This window comes from Bacteroides sp. MSK.20.12 (genome assembly GCF_019052435.1).
GTDB lineage: Bacteria > Bacteroidota > Bacteroidia > Bacteroidales > Bacteroidaceae > Bacteroides > Bacteroides xylanisolvens.
On sequence record NZ_JAHQVH010000019.1, the window covers coordinates 1 to 18,207 of the forward strand.

15 protein-coding genes are annotated in these 18,207 nt (G+C 35.5%); 9 read left to right on the top strand and 6 right to left on the bottom strand.

The genetic code is table 11. The features are described from left to right. The first annotated feature begins 607 nt into the window (after positions 1 to 607). Positions 608 to 1,219, top strand: coding sequence for an HU family DNA-binding protein (locus KTR06_RS11630; protein WP_217290369.1), 612 nt, complete (start codon positions 608 to 610; stop codon positions 1,217 to 1,219). Between the two features lie 169 nt (positions 1,220 to 1,388). On the opposite strand, the gene KTR06_RS11635 is transcribed toward KTR06_RS11630, so the two are convergent. Further along, positions 1,389 to 2,942, bottom strand: a complete 1,554-nt coding sequence (locus KTR06_RS11635; protein ID WP_055236638.1) for an ATP-binding protein — start codon at positions 2,940 to 2,942, stop codon at positions 1,389 to 1,391. A 45-nt stretch (positions 2,943 to 2,987) separates the two neighbouring features. Beyond that, entirely contained in the window at positions 2,988 to 3,485 is a 498-nt protein-coding gene (locus KTR06_RS11640; RefSeq protein WP_230297202.1) for a DUF4143 domain-containing protein, read from the bottom strand. 571 nt (positions 3,486 to 4,056) lie between these two features. On the opposite strand from KTR06_RS11640, the gene KTR06_RS11645 reads away from it, so the two are divergent. From KTR06_RS11645 to KTR06_RS11675, 7 genes are all read left to right on the top strand, one after another. Beyond that, the gene (locus KTR06_RS11645; RefSeq protein WP_009039138.1) at positions 4,057 to 4,542 is read left to right on the top strand and encodes an acyltransferase; all 486 of its coding nucleotides are present in this window, start codon (positions 4,057 to 4,059) and stop codon (positions 4,540 to 4,542) included. A 349-nt stretch (positions 4,543 to 4,891) separates the two neighbouring features. Beyond that, positions 4,892 to 7,177 (top strand): hypothetical protein, encoded by a 2,286-nt coding sequence (locus KTR06_RS11650; protein WP_254306421.1) that lies wholly within the window; start codon positions 4,892 to 4,894, stop codon positions 7,175 to 7,177. Between the two features lie 239 nt (positions 7,178 to 7,416). Next, positions 7,417 to 8,532: a DegT/DnrJ/EryC1/StrS aminotransferase family protein gene (locus KTR06_RS11655; RefSeq protein ID WP_009039136.1), complete on the top strand. Its 1,116-nt coding sequence runs from the start codon at positions 7,417 to 7,419 to the stop codon at positions 8,530 to 8,532. Continuing rightward, entirely contained in the window at positions 8,525 to 9,736 is a 1,212-nt protein-coding gene (locus KTR06_RS11660) for an acetyl-CoA carboxylase biotin carboxylase subunit family protein (protein ID WP_009039135.1), read from the top strand. Before KTR06_RS11655 ends, KTR06_RS11660 begins: the two co-directional genes overlap by 8 nt. Before the next feature lies 1 nt (position 9,737). After that, positions 9,738 to 10,853 (top strand): acetyl-CoA carboxylase biotin carboxylase subunit family protein, encoded by a 1,116-nt coding sequence (locus KTR06_RS11665; RefSeq protein WP_009039134.1) that lies wholly within the window; start codon positions 9,738 to 9,740, stop codon positions 10,851 to 10,853. Between the two features lie 14 nt (positions 10,854 to 10,867). Next, on the top strand, positions 10,868 to 11,875 hold the full coding sequence (locus KTR06_RS11670; RefSeq protein WP_009039133.1) for an NAD(P)-dependent oxidoreductase: 1,008 nt from the start codon (positions 10,868 to 10,870) through the stop codon (positions 11,873 to 11,875). A 15-nt stretch (positions 11,876 to 11,890) separates the two neighbouring features. Continuing rightward, positions 11,891 to 12,877: a glycosyltransferase gene (locus tag KTR06_RS11675; protein ID WP_009039132.1), complete on the top strand. Its 987-nt coding sequence runs from the start codon at positions 11,891 to 11,893 to the stop codon at positions 12,875 to 12,877. A 98-nt stretch (positions 12,878 to 12,975) separates the two neighbouring features. Here KTR06_RS11675 and KTR06_RS11680 read toward each other — a convergent pair whose 3' ends face one another. The 3 genes from KTR06_RS11680 to KTR06_RS11690 all read right to left on the bottom strand — a co-directional run bounded on the left by KTR06_RS11680 (position 12,976) and on the right by KTR06_RS11690 (position 15,807). Next, positions 12,976 to 13,719: a glycosyltransferase family 32 protein gene (locus KTR06_RS11680; RefSeq protein WP_009039131.1), complete on the bottom strand. Its 744-nt coding sequence runs from the start codon at positions 13,717 to 13,719 to the stop codon at positions 12,976 to 12,978. Further along, positions 13,716 to 14,651 carry a glycosyltransferase family 8 protein gene (locus KTR06_RS11685; protein ID WP_009039130.1) on the bottom strand — a complete coding sequence of 312 codons (936 nt, stop codon included), beginning with the start codon at positions 14,649 to 14,651 and terminating at the stop codon, positions 13,716 to 13,718. Before KTR06_RS11685 ends, KTR06_RS11680 begins: the two co-directional genes overlap by 4 nt. Before the next feature lie 154 nt (positions 14,652 to 14,805). After that, positions 14,806 to 15,807 carry a glycosyltransferase family 2 protein gene (locus KTR06_RS11690; protein ID WP_009039129.1) on the bottom strand — a complete coding sequence of 334 codons (1,002 nt, stop codon included), beginning with the start codon at positions 15,805 to 15,807 and terminating at the stop codon, positions 14,806 to 14,808. A gap of 171 nt (positions 15,808 to 15,978) precedes the next feature. Here KTR06_RS11690 and KTR06_RS11695 point away from each other — a divergent pair, with 171 nt between their 5' ends. Beyond that, on the top strand, positions 15,979 to 17,100 hold the full coding sequence (locus KTR06_RS11695) for a glycosyltransferase (RefSeq protein ID WP_032851059.1): 1,122 nt from the start codon (positions 15,979 to 15,981) through the stop codon (positions 17,098 to 17,100). 7 nt (positions 17,101 to 17,107) lie between these two features. Here the strand turns inward: KTR06_RS11695 and KTR06_RS11700 are convergent, their stop codons facing one another. Then, complete coding sequence (locus tag KTR06_RS11700; protein ID WP_009039127.1) at positions 17,108 to 18,205, bottom strand: glycoside hydrolase family 99-like domain-containing protein; 1,098 nt, start codon at positions 18,203 to 18,205, stop codon at positions 17,108 to 17,110. Between the last annotated feature and the right edge of the window lie 2 nt (positions 18,206 to 18,207).

The following is an 18,207-nucleotide window of genomic DNA, read 5'->3' on the forward strand; positions in this document are numbered from 1 at the left end:
CTTAATGATGTGGTGTCTTTAAAGTTACTAAAAAGCAAACATATCTACAACTTTTAATAGGATTAAGAAAGAAGAAGACAGTTGAAATAAAAAAGAGATTACCACCAAATTTGACGAAGAACCAGATTTTTCAATTTTATTTCTCATATTCTCATAGATTTCAGATAAAGCACATATAATCAAAGAAGTACATTATGAGAAACGTTTTTGAAATAGGTATTTCTCATACTATCCTCATCGATTTTCTTCAAAAAGCCGCTATTTCTCATACTCTATCAGGGTATTTCTCATAGTCAGACACAACTATTCTCCTGTTTATCCGCCAAGCTTATCTTAGAAAACAGCTAGCTATTTCTTTCATGAAAACAACTAGTTAATTACTTGTTTTTCACCTAATAATGTCGTATCTTTGAAAGAGCATCCCAATCGTTCCACTACAGTGCACAGGCCTGTTCACTACAGTAAAAAGTTCTGTCTACTAGAGTGAAAAGAACCGTTCACTCTAGTGGAACAATCAGGATGGCGGTTAAATAATAAAAGAATAAAAGCGAGATACACTAAGAGTATCAATACATAACATATAAACAACCATTAAATTAAAACAAAGATGGCAATACAATTCGAGTTTTATAAGAATCCCCAACCGGAAAAAGAAGGAGAAGAACCTAGTTACCACCCACGGGTGGTTAATTTTCAACATGTGACCACTCAAAAGCTGGCAAGAGAAATCCACATGGCAACTACTTTCGGGAAAGCAGAAGTAGAAGCCATGTTAATGGAATTGAGCAGATGCATGGGCAACCATCTGTGCGAGGGAGAACGAGTACATCTGGATGGAATCGGCTATTTCCAGATTACATTGCAAGCTACCGAGCCCGTGCACTCGCTTACCACTCGTGCTGACAGAGTGAAACTTAAGTCCATTAACTTCCAAGCTGATAGAGATTTAAAAGGTTTGTGCATGAGCACTCATCTACGACGTTCAAAATACAAGCCACATTCCGCTTCTCTTTCTGAAGAAGAGATCGACAAGAAACTTACTGCCTATTTTGCAACTCATCCTGTATTAACCCGTAGTAATATGCAGTCGCTCTGCTGTTTCACTCAAAGTATGGCCAGTAGGCAAATCCGTCGCCTAAAGGCAAAAGGCAACTTACAGAATATAGGTAAGCCCACACAGCCTATTTATATACCAACACCGGGCCATTATGAGAAATGAGTTCAACAGGTATGAGAAATAAGCCAAATCAAGGTCTATTTGCGAATAAAACTATGAGAAATACCAATTTTAAAAGTATTTCTCATAGCTTACTTTATTAATTATCTGCCATTTAAATCAAATCTATGAGAATATGAGAAATGGATATCTTATTTCCGGCGCAGGCAGTTCAATTTTCGACCAACCACTTCTCTATATTTCTTGTTTGAGCACTGAAATTCACACCAATCTTAAAAAGTTTTCGTGAATCCGTTTCAAATGGTCGGGAATAATGCTTGTCATTTATCTGTTGCAGAGCTTCTTCCGCTGTACCATTCAGTTTAAATTCCATAATGTAAATGAACTTGTCAGTCTGCAATACCATATCCACACGGCCTTCACTCGTATGATATTCCGCTTTTACATAAAAACCGACCAGTTTACATACAATATAAAGTACATTCTGATAATGTAACTCCAATTCGCGGGCAAGCTCGTATGGAATATCAGAAAAGAAACTTTGCAGACGACGGAAAAAAGATTCGTAATCACCAGCACGTACCTCACGAACGAATTTCTGAATTTCAAAGGGAGATTCCACTTTATTGACGTTCGCATAATAAGGAAGCAGAAAACGGATAAATCCTTCCTCCACTTCACGATTAGGAAAACCTAAACGGTAAATACCAAATTCTTCATCATACCCTTTAATGGTAAGGTACCCGCTCTGATAGATTACCGGAATAGGATTGGTAGATTCAGAATCTATACTGTTCAGTACCTGTTCATCGGTTTCTTCATGAGCCATCCGATGAAGGTCGTAATGGTGTTTCTTCAGCAATTCCACCAAATAAGTGGGAGTACCTGTTTCAAACCAGTAGCTTTTAAACTCATTCCTATCAAAAGCCAAAAGCAGACTGAAGGGATTGTACATTCCTTTGGAATTGTGCGTGAAATGATAACCATCATACATTTCTTTCAACCGGACACATATCTCTTCATACGTCACTCCCTGCACATTGGCAAACTCATGAAGCTCGGCATCCAGATTATCGTATAGTTCCTGTTCGCTCACACCACAAATGTCTATATACTTATTCCACATTGAAATGTCATTCAGGTTATTCAAATCACTGAATACACTGACTTTACCGAACTTGGTAACTCCCGTCAACAAAGCAAATTTGATACAGCCGTCCTGACTTTTCAATGCGCCGTAGAAGGCTTTCAATGTATTGCGGAAACTCTTTTGCAAAACATCATCACCAATAGCCTGCAGCATTGGCTTATCATACTCATCCACCAGGATCACCACACTTTGCCCCTCTTGCTGACAGGCACGCTTAATAATCCCCTCAAAACGCATCGCTAAAGATTTCTCCGAGGGCTCTTCGCCATATATCTTCTCCCATTCCACCAACGCCCCATTCAGTTTATTCTCCAAACTTTCCGGAGTATCGTATTTTTCCGTATTAAGATCAAGATGTAATACAGGATATTTTACCCAATCTTTTTCCAGCTTCTCCATAGCCAGTCCTTCAAAGAGTTCCCGCTTTCCTTGAAAGTAGGCTTCAAGCGTAGAAATAAGCAGACTTTTGCCAAAACGGCGCGGCCGACTCAAAAAATAGTAGCTTCCGGTTTTCACCAGTTGATAAACCAATGCTGTTTTATCTATATAAAAATAGCCACCTTTACGAATTTTTTCAAAATTCTGTATACCGATAGGGTAAATCTTGCCACTCATATTTCAATCTGTTTAAGTTCACATCGTACAAATATACATATTATCTCAATATAAAAAACCAAATGCCCAGAGAGGAACCACATTACGCATTCCGTACTCAATATCATCTTTCACAACATACGCATTCTCCACATCATGCACCTGCTTCTGCGACTTATTCTTTCCACCTACTTCAAAGGTATAACCACCCACCGTAAAATCAGCAACTTCTGATGTGGTTACCGGACAAACAACTCGCAAAGTAGAAAAGAAAAATGTTTCACGCACGTTACCAATATCCGGTGTATTGTCAGAAAGCGCATAAGCCAAATTCGTATTATTCAGATACACCTTGTCCACTTTGCCTAAAAGTCTGACACCTTCCGTCTCTGCCCGAAGCTGATTAATTATTCCAGCCTTTTCCAGATAACACATCAAATCAGAAACCGTATTTCTATTCATATCAAGCAAAGTCGCCAACTTGGTAAAATTAGGTTTAAACGGAACACTTTTCGCTATGATATACAACAGTCTTTTCAATTTCAATGCTGTTGCTATATTCATATTCGCAAAAGTCGGTATATCATTTTACAAAGTCTGCTTAATGATACTTTGTAAACGAAGCAAATATCCCTTTTCCTATAAGCCTACTACTCCACTCTATCTCATCATGGAGATAACGGATAAAATCAGTAGATATGTTGCTAAGCAACATCCGGTATGACCTATAAAGTGTATCCATCATTTCTTGTTTTGGGGTTATACAGACAAATATAGAGTAATTTGCCGAATAGAACTAGCATTTTCTAGAAAAACTGCAGGTTTCATTCGGCAATTTCACTCAAGCCTTACCATTAACCGCTTATCCACGCTTATTTACGTCCCACAAACATTATGAGAAATGAATATTTTCTACAGGTTCCTCGCTAATACAGGAAGCCGACAATCCAAATCGGCAATTTACACCTGTAAGGTGTTTCTATTCCATCAGCTAAAATAATAAGGATCAGACATATCTGTAATCAGATCATACGTTTTACCTTGATAATCAAGAAATAACAAAGAGCTAAATAATAACTTGCATTTGTCCTTCTATATTCTTATTTTTGTAGACTGAAGTACAAAAACGAAAAGCATGATTGACACAACGGCTAAGATAGCTGCAAACGCACAAATAGGAAAAGGAACTATTATTGAAGAATTTACAGTCATCGCTCCCAATGCTAAAATTGGAGACGAATGCAAAATTCATCGTAATATATTTATTGATTCAAACGTAATAATCGGAAACAGAGTCAAAATACAAGATAATGTTATGATTCCTCATGGCGTGACATTGGAAGACGGAGTCTTTGTCGGGCCATCGGTATCTTTCACAAATGACAAATATCCACGTTCCATAAATCCTGACGGAACATTAAAATCATCCGAAGATTGGGACGTCAGCGAGACTGTGGTTAAATATGGCGCTTCTATCGGAGCCAACGCTACAATTTTGTGTGGGGTAACTTTAGGAGAATGGTGCATGGTTGCTGCTGGTGCCGTTGTCACCAAAGACGTCCCAGCATATACCTTGGTGGCTGGAAATCCTGCAAAAATTGTAGGACCTGTAAATTTCTGATCTTTGAACAAACACCTATCAAAACATCAATATTATGGAAAACAATCTAATTCAAGCGACAGTGGACTATGTTCATAATCTGGACTGGAGTGATATCTTCACAAATATTACTTCAAACAAACTTCTCTTTCTCTTATCTATCGCGATACCAGTAATCATTCCATTGTTCAATATCTACAAAAGAATTGTAAGGATCAGAAAAATTGTAATATTAAGAGTTTTGAATTGGATGTTAGTGTCACAAGTCGATCTGGCACGATATAAGATAAGAGCCATATTTGACATTACCTTGTTTGTTATAACAATAATTATTTTCTTTATAACCGATGGCCAATACAGGTGGTATGCAATGATACCAGTCGGAGGGATAGTAATCACCGAATGCTGCGCCAATTACAAGCATATACTACAACGGATACCGTTCAAACGAATAAAAGAATTTCCCTATCTTAAATATGAACAAGCTGCACTAATTATCCCCAAAGGATTAGTCGGTATATTGTCCACCACATTAAAGGAAGTAAAAGACATACCTGCCAATCCCAGAATGATGAAGATTCATTTTGCCACTACTGACGAATCATACGAAACCCGCCAGGTGATAACAGATAAATCTATCATTGAAAGAATCATAAAAAACGAGATTGTTGCCTATTATGATAGTCTGACAGAAAAAATCAGGGAAAAAGGATATGACCGGAGTCAATTTTTCTATCTAGAAAATGAAAATGGGCACAAAGAATTTATATGTGATATATTAAAGGATATATATTCTCTGGAAAACGTTTATAATGCCATTATACAAGTCCAGTCAGATATCACAAAAGATGGCTCCATCCGCTTTATTGGTGATAAAGTGGGAATTAGAGGTTATAAACTGGAAAAAGGCGAACTTTTATTAGATATATACGAAACGGATCATTTTACATTTAAAGTTTTCAAAAAAATATTCAAGGACCGCAGATTCAAGAGAATCTTTCAAGAAATTATATGCAGAACCAACAAAACAAATGATAACATAAAACTTTTGTTGGTAGAATCGCTAGCCTTCTTGTTTTCTTCTTTCGGGATTGATATAATTATCGGAGGCAGAGATGCCAGCGGAGCTAAAAAAATGTTGGTAGCAGCAAGAAGCGGAAATATAGAGAGCGACAACAGGTCCACTTTGCACGTCCCTGTCAATGAATCCTTTTCCCGGACAGATTTGGTTGAACACGACCAATATTATAGTCCTTATCATTGCGTACTTCGCGGCATTAAGGAAGAGTTAGGAATTCCGGAAGAAATCTGCAAAAAAACATCTGTATCGTTCCATGACTTTGCCATTGTATCCGATGAAGGAGAGATTGGCTTAGGATGTTACGTCGACTTTTCTTTTGTCATGCCGCTGGAAGAAGCGAGATTATATCCGGGACAAGACAAGTATCTTGAACTTGCTGATATCCTGATAGTACCTTATCTGCCTTTCAAATGGTCTCCATCCGCTTATGAAGATTATTTTTATAAAACGACAGGCAACGAAAAATTCTGTATGCAGTGGCAAAGTTTTACGACACTGTTATATCAACGAGCTATTTTAAGAAACGCCGAAGCGTCTATACCCATAATATGGTTAGTGGACTCTACTATTATACTGACTTTGCTTTTCTTATTGACAAATTATACTCAGATTGATTTAACGAGTACGATCATTTCTTTAATATTAGGAGGATTGGCACTCTTTATAATGAAACGACTTAACAATAAATCTGTGCACAAACTTACTTACGGAGAATTCCTGAAACCTTTCGTTCCTCAATGGAATGGGGATGTAAGAGTTTTACAGTCAACGATGCACTCTCAAATCGTCAAAGGATCAAGAAAGGAAACAAATCCCATAGCTGATGGCATCATGTTCGGGCTAAACAGTCCCTCCGGACAAAAACTGAAATTGTCCGACATTCATTTGCTTACTCCCCCATTCTGTACCGTCCGACGTGAATTCGTTAATTTTACAGAATATCCTATCAGCTTTTACTATGTCGCAGAAAAAAATGGAGATATCGGGAACTGCCTGTCTTTTATCAAGATACCATATGCTCTATCCAGCGACGACCTATCTTTGTTGTTAACTGTTAAAACAGAGAAAGGACATATTGTCTCCTACAATTTTACTAAACCCATCCATTCCGATATTATACTGGATTTTACTAATACACTAGATGAAAAACAGGTTAATACATTTAGTAAATATTATAGAATGAACAAAGATTTACTAAAAAATGTACAAATCGCTTCCTTAGATGAGAACTTTCAAAAAAGATGGTTTCCTTTGGATTTGTTTAATGCCGGCAACGACTACTTCTGGTCTGTCATCGACATGGAAGATGAACTGGAAAAACACGACAGTTATGATTTTGACTTTAAAATTAGCAAGAAGACCCAACCACGTGATTTGTATATGAAAGTGATCGCAAAGAACATGAATAGAAGCTGTTTTTCAATCAAACTTAATGGCAATTTGAAGAATATGGAAGCTTTCTTGTGCGCTTTCACTTCCAGAAATGACAATAGAAGGAAAATGAGTGATTTGGATATTTATATGATGCAGCTATTCCTTATCAGAATTGGAATAGTATATGCAAAAAAGAAATAGGAGCGATTATTTGCAAGCGTAAGCTATCAGCTAACTGCATCCATTAATTTTCCATAATGCTTCTTACCTTTGTTCCCAAAACGTGCGACAAGAGGTCGCCCATCTTGCACAAAGCTACATGAATATATAACTAAAAAAAGAAAACAAAGATATAAATCATAAACATATATTTTGATAGCTCTCAGAATCTATCTATCTTTGCCAAATACATAGTATGTAATATTAAATACTGTAACAGAATGATAGATAAGCCCATATATGTAACCTCTCCCTTGTTACCATCTATAGATGATTTTACGTCATCCTTAAAAGAGATTTGGGATAGCAAAATTCTTACAAACAATGGTTGCTTTCATAAAAAACTAGAAAAAGAGCTAGCTGCTTATTTAAAGGTTCCTTACATATCTTTGTTTACCAATGGTACATTACCTTTAATTACAGCCCTACAAGCAATGAGAATTACGGGTGAAGTTATCACAACTCCTTTTAGTTTTGTCGCTACAACGCACTCGCTTTGGTGGAATGGTATAAAACCTGTCTTTGTCGACATTGACCCCGAAACATGCAATTTGGATCCTAATAAAATAGAAGCAGCCATAACTCCCAAAACAACTGCTATCATGCCTGTACATGTATATGGTAAGCCATGTGATACAAAAAGGATCCAAACAATCGCAGATAAATATGGATTGAAGGTCATTTATGATGCCGCACATGCTTTTGGAGTAGAGGTTAATGGCGAAAGCATTTTGAAAGCAGGTGATATGTCAACACTAAGTTTTCATGCCACCAAAGTTTTTAACACTTTAGAAGGAGGTGCTCTTATTGTACGCGATGAACAAACCAAAAAGAGAATCGATTATTTAAAAAATTTCGGTTTTACAAGTGAAACAGAAGTAGTAGCTCCTGGTATCAACAGCAAAATGGACGAAGTGCGCTCAGCTTTCGGATTACTTAATCTTAAAATTGTAGATAATGCCATTGCTGCACGCCAGCAAATTGCTATAAAATATCGTGAAAAGTTGAGAGCAGTGCCAGGTTTAAGTTTTTTTGAAGATATGCCAAACGTTCGTCACAACTATTCTTACTTTCCCATTTTTATTGATGAGGAGGTTTATGGAATGACACGAGACGAGCTGTACTTTAAGATGAAAGAACAAAACATTTGGGGGAGACGCTACTTTTATCCTCTCATTAGCACATTCTCAACTTATCGGGGGCTAGAATCTGCAAAACCGGAAAACTTACCTATTGCTACCCAAATGGCCAACAAAGTTATTTGCCTACCAATACATCATGCGCTAACTGAAAACGATATTGAACGTATATTAAAATTAATTACAGACAATGGCTAACAAACAAAAAAAAGTTCTCATGCTAGGTGGATTAAGATATTTAATTCCCGTTATTCAGGCTGCTCACGAGTTAGGATATTATGTAATTACATGTGACTATCTACCCCATAATATCGCCCACAAATATGCTGATGAATACCACAACATAAGCATTACAGATAAAAATGCCGTGTTAAAACTAGCCAGAGAATTAAAAGTAGATGGCGTAATGTCTTTTGCTGTAGATCCCGGCGTTTTAACAGCTGCCTATGTTTGTGAGGAATTAGGCCTACCGGGAAGTCCACATGCTTCTATCCAAATCCTACAAAACAAGGACCTCTTTCGTTCATTTCTTGAGAAAAATGGATTCAATACCCCAAAGTCTCATGGTTATCACTGTCTAAATGAAGCACTATCTGATATTAAATCATTCCAATGGCCCGTTATTGTAAAGCCTGTAGATTCAGCCGGCAGCAAAGGAGTTACCCGGGTTGACAAAATCATTAATTTAGAAGAAGCCATAACGTGCGCTCTGAAAAATTCACTTTCCCACCGCTTCATTATTGAAGAATTTATTGAGCAACAGGGATGTTCTTCTGATTCAGATGCTTTTTCGATAAATGGGGAGTTAAAATTCATCTCTTTTTCTGATCAACATTTTGATAATAAAGCCGCCAATCCCTATACCCCCTCCGCTTATAGCTGGCCTTCCTCGATGCCTTGCAACAAACAGGAAGAATTAGCATCTGAAATACAACGTCTATTACAATTGTTACATATGAATACCTCAATATATAACATAGAAACGCGAATAGGGACAGACAACAAAGCATATATCATGGAGGTTTCTCCTCGTGGAGGTGGTAATCGTCTATCGGAAATGTTGCGTTATGCAACAAATACTGACCTAATAAAAAATGCAGTACGTGCTGCGGTAGGGGAAACTATTTCCAAAATTGAACCTTGCATCTATAATGGTTACTGGTCAGAAGTCATTCTACATGCGGATCAGACAGGAATATTCAAGGAAATCTCAATAAAACAAAATATAAAAGAAAATCATATTATCGAAATAGATTTATGGGTACAACCTGGAGATCTTATTCACTCATTCAATGGAGCCAATGATGCCATTGGGACATTAGTGGTAAAATTCAACAATGAACAACAACAATATGACATGATGTCATGTATCAATTCATGGGTAAAAATCATCACTGAATAAAATGAAGAAAATTGCTATACTTGGAGCTAGCGAACCGCATCTTCCATTATTTCTAAAAGCAAAAGAAATGGGGCTTGAGACGTATTGTTTTGCATGGAATCAAGGAGCCTATTGCAAAGACTATGCAGATCATTATTATGATATATCCATAACAGACAAGGAACAGATTGCACAAGTGTGTCAAAAAGAACAAATAAATGGAATCATTTCAAATGCATTAGAAATCGCTGTTCCAACTGTAGCATATGTATCAAATCTTCTCGGTTTGAACGGCATTCCTTATAATGTTGCTTTGGATGCCCGCAACAAATTCCAAATGCGTGAGAAAGTAGCCCATCAACAAGCATGCCAACAACCTAATTACACACTTTACCAATCTGGAAATATGCCTTCATCTTATCCTGTTATAGTCAAACCAGTAGATGGCTCATGTAGCAACGGAGTCACTAAGGTTAGCAGAAAAGAAGATTTTGCACAAGCGCTAGACAGAGCTTTACAGGCCTCTTGCAATAATTGTATACTGATTGAAGAATATATAGAAGGTAGAGAAGTATCCGTTGAATCCATTTCATTCCATGGCAAGCACTATGTCATAACTATTACAGACAAAGAGACTACTGGTGCTCCATATTTTGTCGAGACAGCCCATCACCAGCCCTCAAATCTCCCTTTTGATATTCAAGAAAAGCTCAAATGTGCAGTAAAAAGTATGCTAGATGCAATTGGTATTAACAATGGTGCTTCACATGCAGAATTTAAAATAGATCAAAATGGAAATATCTTCTTTATTGAAGTTGGTGCTCGCGGTGGTGGAGATTTCATCTCCTATGATTTAGTCAAATTAAGTACAGGATATGATTATGTGAGAGGTATGATAGAAGTCGCACTCAACGAATTTACTATACCAAAACATGCCTTTCAGAAATATTCTGGAGTTTATTTCCTAAGTAAAGAAGTATCTTACATACGTACATTTATTGAAAACAATAAGAATGCAGAATGGACTGTTAGATATCATATCGACGAAGGGCCTTTACATGAACTAAAGAAGTCGCAAGATCGTTCTGGCTATATCATCTATCAGACAGATCACCGAATCAGTATATCTGAAAAATAAAAAAATAAATATATATGAGCAGAAAAATAATTGTATTTGGGGCAACAGGAACACTTGGCACCCACATAGCCATCTATTTGCAACAAAAAGGTTATCAAGTATATGCAGTTGGACACCGTAAATCGGACAATGGCTTTTTCGGTGACTATAACATTCCATATTATTCGTTAAATATAGAAGATATAGAACAATTTGACCAACTTCCTCAATCAGACATCAGCACTGTATTACACTTTGCAGGTGCACTTCCTGCTACCATGAAGGGATATGCCCCACATAAGTACATAGACTCTATTGTCAAAGGAACTCTTAATGTTTTAGAATACACTCGCAAATGTGGTGCTACCAAAATTATATTTCCTCAATCTTTATTTGATATAAGTTATTTATTTGGCAGTAAAGCCCCTATATCCCCTGATGCTATTCGCAAAGCACCAATGACAGGAGATCATGCTATATATGTTATAGCTAAAATGGCAGCAGTAGATTTAATTGAGCATTATTACCAAACATATGGAATTAAACGCTTTATTTTGCGGCTTCCTCGTATATACATGTTTCATCCCAATCCATATACTTACACAGATGGGATAAAGTGCCTTATTTCGGACCGTTACCTGATAGAACAAGCAATAAAAGGGGAAACGATCGAGATATGGGGAGATCCCGAACGTCTACTAGAGACCATCTACGTCAAGGACTTCTTACAAATAATAGAAAAGTGCGTAGAATCGCCTCTTGATGGCGGCATTTACAATGCAGGAAGCGGTGGATCAACCTTGAAAGAACGAATTCAGGGAATAGTAGAAGTATTCTCTCCAAAAGAACACCCATCTCCTATCATATATTGTCCCGAGAAGAAAAGTTCACAACAATTCGTTCTGGATATCCGCAAAACAATGGAACAATTAAAATACACCCCTCAATATAACTGGAAAGAGTATTTACTCGATTTCAAAAAAGATATGGAGGTTCAGCCATTCAAAAAGTTGTGGGGCGAAAGCAAAGACTACACTAAATAATTATTCACAAAGAAAATGACAAACGTACTTCCACTTGCCAGTATCAGATGCTTAGCTTATAACCAGGAACAATATATTCGCCAGTGTTTAGATGGATTTGTTATGCAACAAACTAATTTTCCATTCGAAATAATAGTGCATGATGATGCTTCTACTGATAAAACTGCGAATATAATTCGTGAATATGCCGAAAAGTATCCTAACATTCATGCTATTCTAGAAACAGAAAATCAGTATTCGAAGCACGATGGCTCATTAGCACGAATTGTAAACCAAGCGATTCAAGGAAAATATGTTGCACTATGTGAAGGAGACGATTATTGGACAGATCCACTCAAACTTCAAAAGCAAGTGGATTTTTTAGAAAAAAATCCTGAATATGGAATGGTTTATACACTCAGCAAAATATACAACCAAGACAAAAATAAAATAGAAGAGAATTTGTTTGGATCAGAGTATAGAGGATATGATGATCTACTGGCATATAACCGAATATCTACTTTAACGACTTGTATAAGAACAAAAGCCATGATGGAATATATTGATGACATAGAGCCACAAAAAAGAAAATGGCTTATGGGAGACTATCCCATGTGGTTATGGATAGGATATCATTATAAAATAAAATTCTTCCCAGATATTACAAGCGTATATCGAGTACTTGAAGAATCAGCCAGTCATTCTAAAGATATAGAAAAGAATGAAAAGTTTATTCTATCAACTATTGATATCACCTCTTTTTTTATCCAAAAATTCAACCTATCACCTACTAATCTATATTATCATGCTTTAAATGAATATTACTATGCATTATATAGCGACTATAAAAATTCAGGAAATTACATAAAAGCAATGCATTATGCTAAACTCATAAACAATAAATATACAACTTCCAGAATACGGCGAGAAAAACGAAGATTTTATCGAAAGCACGTAAAACTTTGGTTACAGAATTTATTTTCATCCATCAATTATAGCTTACAAAAAAAACAAAAGAGTTAGTTGACTTTATAGTATCAACTAACTCATATTAAAAATAACAGACGATACTCTAATAACAAAAGCCCCCAAAACGGTGAATTGAATAAAATCTAAGAGTATCACCTCATACGATACTTTTTACAAAATAAGCCTAAAAAGCGAAGCCATCGAAAGCGTCTCAATTTAGCTTTTGAGTCCTTTATCCATGAGCCCGTGAAATGATGAATAGAATAAGAACGTGATGTCAAGCGAAGGTCTTTAGTCTTCCATGATTTCGGGCTGAAGTAATCCGCCGGAAAGACACAAAATACATTCGGATTAAAATCAAACTCTTCTTTTGTCTGGATTCTTTTTAGCTGGAAATGTTTGTTTATTTGATCCAGAACAATAATAGGCATGGTTAAAATATCAAAATCCCAATTATTAATGGCTCCCGGTTGACCTTTAATATAAAATGGTCTATCTTGATAATAGTCTAGCATATTTTTAAATAGCAGGTGTCCTTTTTCAAATCCAACAACCGCTGCCTCAATAGCAAAATCATCACTCCTTTCTTCTCCTATAAAATAAGGAAGATGTAATAAATCGTTAAAAGATTTCAACACTTCAACATCACAATCTAAATAAATACCTCCATAATTATACAATGCATATGCACGAATATAATCAGCCGCAAAGGCATACTTACCAGCATAAAAAGCCGTTTTTACCCATAAAGAAGATTCAATATCAAAACACGAGAAATTCCACAATTTAAATTCATAATCAGGCAAATACTTCTTCCAACTATAAATACAGGCTTGAATTCCTTCAGGATAAGGATCATTACTCAACCAACAATAATGAATTACTTTAGGTATCATTTTTCTCTCATTTTAAAACCAAGTTTGCGACTTATTTTAATAGCTCTTTCAGGTGTAGCACCTAACCAAACAAATAAACTTACAGGAAATCTATATACTGTAAAAACATAGCCATATTGTTTCTTTATACACCCCCATGGTATCAGTTTGGAATATTTAAAATATTCCTCTCTTAATGGATGCAAACAACCATGATGCCATGGTTTCAACGGTCCTGAAAAATGAATAGTGACCGGAGACTTACGACTTGTACCCAATTCTGATTTATGTTTTTCTGAGATAAAGGGAGGATTTTTGTAAAAACAATCCAACATATTCCATTTTATAGGAACAAAACGAACACGCCCATGCAGAAGTGCATTAAGCACATCCTGATCATGCAAAACAATCTTGTGATGACAATCACGAATATATGACAATGCCATATCTACAAAGTTTATATCTCGCAGATATTTAATATTTAATAATAGAAAACCAGCATTGAAATACAAATCTTCAATGGGATATCCTAATCTTTCAGGTTGTCGATGAGGAGCATCTTCCATACCAGCTAAGGCATAATTAGCTATATCACAATTATATAAATCAGAAATATCCCCATTAAATATAATATCCGAGTCAATATATAAAGCCTTTTCAACATTCAAAGGCAATAATTGAGGAATAAATAAGCGTAAATAGGTTGCCAAAGAAGGATAATCAGTGTCTTTCATGGGGAAATTCTCTATCAGCTTCCTATCTATATCAATGATATATACATGGTTCTGATATGACTCCACAAGTTCCTTCAACAACTTCTTATGTTCGCCCGTGAGCTCTAAAGACAATATATAGACATGAAAAGTATCGTCATTATGCTTAAATAAAGAAACCAACATAGCACCACAATGCTGGTAATACTTATCATCAATACCACAAATTATATTCTTCATTTATTTCAATTTATTCATATTAGTTATATAGACACATCCTAGTCATACTGAATACATTCAGTTCCTAAAGTATAATTCTACAATGTTTGCAAATATAATATCATTAAATACATTTTGTACCTATGATGATTAAAAATAGAATTTACTTCACATACTATAAGATAATTAACGAGTATTTCTTTCTTTTAAAAGCAAAATGTATCAAATTGTAAATAGGCCAATTATAGACAATTCCTTTCATTCTTTTACGACAACGGACATCTATTTCTCCTTCTTTCAATGAAAGTATTTTTTTAAATTTCTGCCGCATATCTTCGAATGGTTCACGGAAGTCAGATGGCTTTACTCGCAACATGATTTCCTTAAATATAGACAAGCAAATTCTGATAATCATAGTTCGCACATCATAAAGTTCTTTTCCTTCAAATAAAGAATGCTGATTTATAAATTCCAACCTTTCATACTGAGATAAGAAAAAATGATAACGATTAATTGGAACAATGGTATGGCAGATACTATCGAAGCGCTCTACATAGTGGTAAAATGATTTATCCAGCCACACAATCCTATTACAAGCCAACACCCACTCATGCATAACAAGACGATCTTCATACAATCTACCAACAGGAAACTCGTGAGTATCAAAAAAATCCTTTCTAAATAGTTTTGTACAGAAAGAACAACTTATTTTCTCCCACATCATATCTCTAAGAAAATCCCTCAGAGGGTATATTTCTACTAAGCCTGAATCCCTAAAAGGATAAATGCTTTCTTTTCCTTCATAATCAAACACATAATTACAATATACAAAATCGGCTTCATAATTTACAAGAGCATCCAGCATCTCCTGGAACATAGTCGGCTCTACAAAATCATCACTATCAATGAAACCGACATAAGGGGCAGAAGCTATTTTAAGACCTGCATTGCGAGCTATTGACAATCCTGCTTCTTGAAGATGCAATACTCTAATCCGTTTATCTAGTCTTACATATTCATCACAGATTTCAGCGGAGTTATCTGATGACAAATTCTCCACTAATATGATTTCAATTGATTTTAAAGATTGATTGCGAACAGACTCTACACATTTACGCAAATAGCCTGCAGTATTATGTACAGGAATAATAACACTTATCAAATAATTATTCTCCATGCAAAAATTATCTATTAATGAATACAACAAAGATAGATATAAAATCAGTCTCAATGTACTTTTTTACTAATTTTTATAAAAACGCATCGTCTCCTATTTTTTATGATTATCTTTGTTCTAGAAACGAAAAACTTATTAGAAATATTTCACTTCATAAAAAGCATACCCACAATGACAAAAATTCTATTTGATATCATTTCAATCCAAGGTTGCATAAATGGAGGTGCCGAATTTACCTTTAGAGTACTTGAGGAGCTCATTAAACTAAAAAACATCCAAGTTATAGGTTTATATGATTCAAACCTCTCTTTTATTGAAAGAGAATTCATTTACTATCAGAAAAACCTACATAAAGTTATAAACATCAGAGATTTCAAAGATATAAATAGCATTATAGAGCAAGAACATATAGACTCATTTTTCATCGGTATAGCACAGCGTTATTCCAACTACTCACTCGAAAATATTAAATGCAAAACAACAATTACCATTCATGACATCGGCGATATTGAAAGTTACGACAATAAAATATCATTTATATGGAAAAAGGAAAAACGCTTTTATTTAAAACTATTTCCAAAGAAAGACAAAAAATCACCATTTGATAATTATCATACTTTAATTCACTTCTGCGAACAAAGCAATGTTAATATCATCACAGTTTCCGATTACTCCAAGAACAGTATTTTATATTATTTTCCTCAATTATCATCTAAGAATATAGCTGTCCTATATCCTCCGATGAGAAATATTCCTATCAAAAATAATATAGAAAATGAAGACTTAAAAAAATTTCTACTCACTCATAAGCCTTATTTCCTATTACTAAATATCCATCGTAAAGATAAAAATGCCAAATTCGTATTAGACGTATTCCAACGTTTCCTTATAGATGAGGACTTCCACCTTGTAACCACAGGGGGGGGAGAAAAACTTTTTCCACAGCACATCAATCTTCCACTATTATCCTCATCAGACTTAGGGAACACCTATAAACATGCGTATGCCTTAATATTTCCATCACTCCAAGAAGGATTTGGTTATCCGCCTTTAGAAGCTATGGGGTATCAGGTCCCAGTTCTTTCATCTAATGTATGCTCAATGCCATCGATTTTATCCAATAGCGCATTAATGTTTTCTCCTTTTTATAAAAATGATCTTTTTATGAAACTGAAAAGCCTCAAAGACAATTACCAAGACTACAAAGAACTAGCAATTATTAGATATCAAGCTATCACTCAAAAACAACAATCGGACTTTGAATTACTAATAAATATGATTACAAATATATGATACAATATCATTCATTTGCAATGGTTTGGACTACTTTTTTAGTTTCTTCCAGATAACGAAGTCCCCATTTTAAGTCGGGTTCCAAGTGATTACCTTCTGCCCATTCATTCCAAGCATTAACAAAAACAAAATTTTCGTCTTTACTATAAGGCACAAATTTATTCATAACCGAATATAGCCACTCACCGTATTTCTCTGGAGTACTCTTATCTAAAATAAACATTTTCTGCTTTCTTCGGGAAGTATTATCCCACATCGGAGTAACCCCTGGATACATCTTATAATTAGAGAATGGAGTTTTGCATGCATAATCTACATATTCAGAATAATCAATTTTTTTCTTCTTACATGTATTAAAAAGATGACGATTTATATTATAAGCAAACTTCCTCAATGGGTTCCTCTTCCTTTGAAAATCATTCATTTGATGAGTGAAAGGTTGAAACTCTACAGCAGCATCAAAACCATCTTGAAGATATTCCTCACCATAACAATCCATAGTTTCAACACGACATAAATATAATTCAACTCCTTTATTAGCAGCTTCTTCCCGCCATACCCGAATGGTCTCTTTCATATTTGGGAAAAGCATGGAACGATAAATCAAAAACACAGGCTTACCATCCACTCTTATATACCGAGAATCACTAAAAACATTCTCTAACAGATAACGAATATGTGCACGATCATCCTCTTCTGAGTAATTCTGGGCAATCAAAACATGCCGACTTCCACCATCCCATGCCCTAGTCCAGTTCTCATTAGCCCAACAAAGCATAAATGGGAAATCAGGTTTACCAGAAGATAGTATTTCTTTTAATGGCCTTTCCATTAATTGACGACCATTAAACCAATAATGATAATAACAAAAACCATTAACTCCGTATGTTCTAGCCATATCAGCTTGCTGCTCACGAACTTCTGGAATACGCAAATCATAGAAACCTAAATCTGCGGGTAAATGCGGTTGATAATGACCACGATAAAGAGGTTTAGCCTTAACTACATTTCTCCACTCAGTAAATCCTTTGCCCCACCATTCGTCATTTTCTGAAAATGGATGATATTGCGGCAAATAAAATGCTATAATTCTTTTGTCAACCATAT

Coding starts and splice junctions, on each gene's coding strand:
- KTR06_RS11650 (WP_254306421.1), top strand. CDS start 4,892: ATGATACCAGTCGGAGGGATAGTAATCACCGAATGCTGCGCCAATTAC.
- KTR06_RS11665 (WP_009039134.1), top strand. CDS start 9,738: ATGAAGAAAATTGCTATACTTGGAGCTAGCGAACCGCATCTTCCATTA.
- KTR06_RS11660 (WP_009039135.1), top strand. CDS start 8,525: ATGGCTAACAAACAAAAAAAAGTTCTCATGCTAGGTGGATTAAGATAT.
- KTR06_RS11640 (WP_230297202.1), bottom strand. CDS start 3,485: ATGAATATAGCAACAGCATTGAAATTGAAAAGACTGTTGTATATCATA.
- KTR06_RS11680 (WP_009039131.1), bottom strand. CDS start 13,719: ATGATACCTAAAGTAATTCATTATTGTTGGTTGAGTAATGATCCTTAT.
- KTR06_RS11685 (WP_009039130.1), bottom strand. CDS start 14,651: ATGAAGAATATAATTTGTGGTATTGATGATAAGTATTACCAGCATTGT.
- KTR06_RS11630 (WP_217290369.1), top strand. CDS start 608: ATGGCAATACAATTCGAGTTTTATAAGAATCCCCAACCGGAAAAAGAA.
- KTR06_RS11675 (WP_009039132.1), top strand. CDS start 11,891: ATGACAAACGTACTTCCACTTGCCAGTATCAGATGCTTAGCTTATAAC.
- KTR06_RS11695 (WP_032851059.1), top strand. CDS start 15,979: ATGACAAAAATTCTATTTGATATCATTTCAATCCAAGGTTGCATAAAT.
- KTR06_RS11655 (WP_009039136.1), top strand. CDS start 7,417: ATGATAGATAAGCCCATATATGTAACCTCTCCCTTGTTACCATCTATA.
- KTR06_RS11690 (WP_009039129.1), bottom strand. CDS start 15,807: ATGGAGAATAATTATTTGATAAGTGTTATTATTCCTGTACATAATACT.
- KTR06_RS11670 (WP_009039133.1), top strand. CDS start 10,868: ATGAGCAGAAAAATAATTGTATTTGGGGCAACAGGAACACTTGGCACC.
- KTR06_RS11635 (WP_055236638.1), bottom strand. CDS start 2,942: ATGAGTGGCAAGATTTACCCTATCGGTATACAGAATTTTGAAAAAATT.
- KTR06_RS11700 (WP_009039127.1), bottom strand. CDS start 18,205: ATGGTTGACAAAAGAATTATAGCATTTTATTTGCCGCAATATCATCCA.
- KTR06_RS11645 (WP_009039138.1), top strand. CDS start 4,057: ATGATTGACACAACGGCTAAGATAGCTGCAAACGCACAAATAGGAAAA.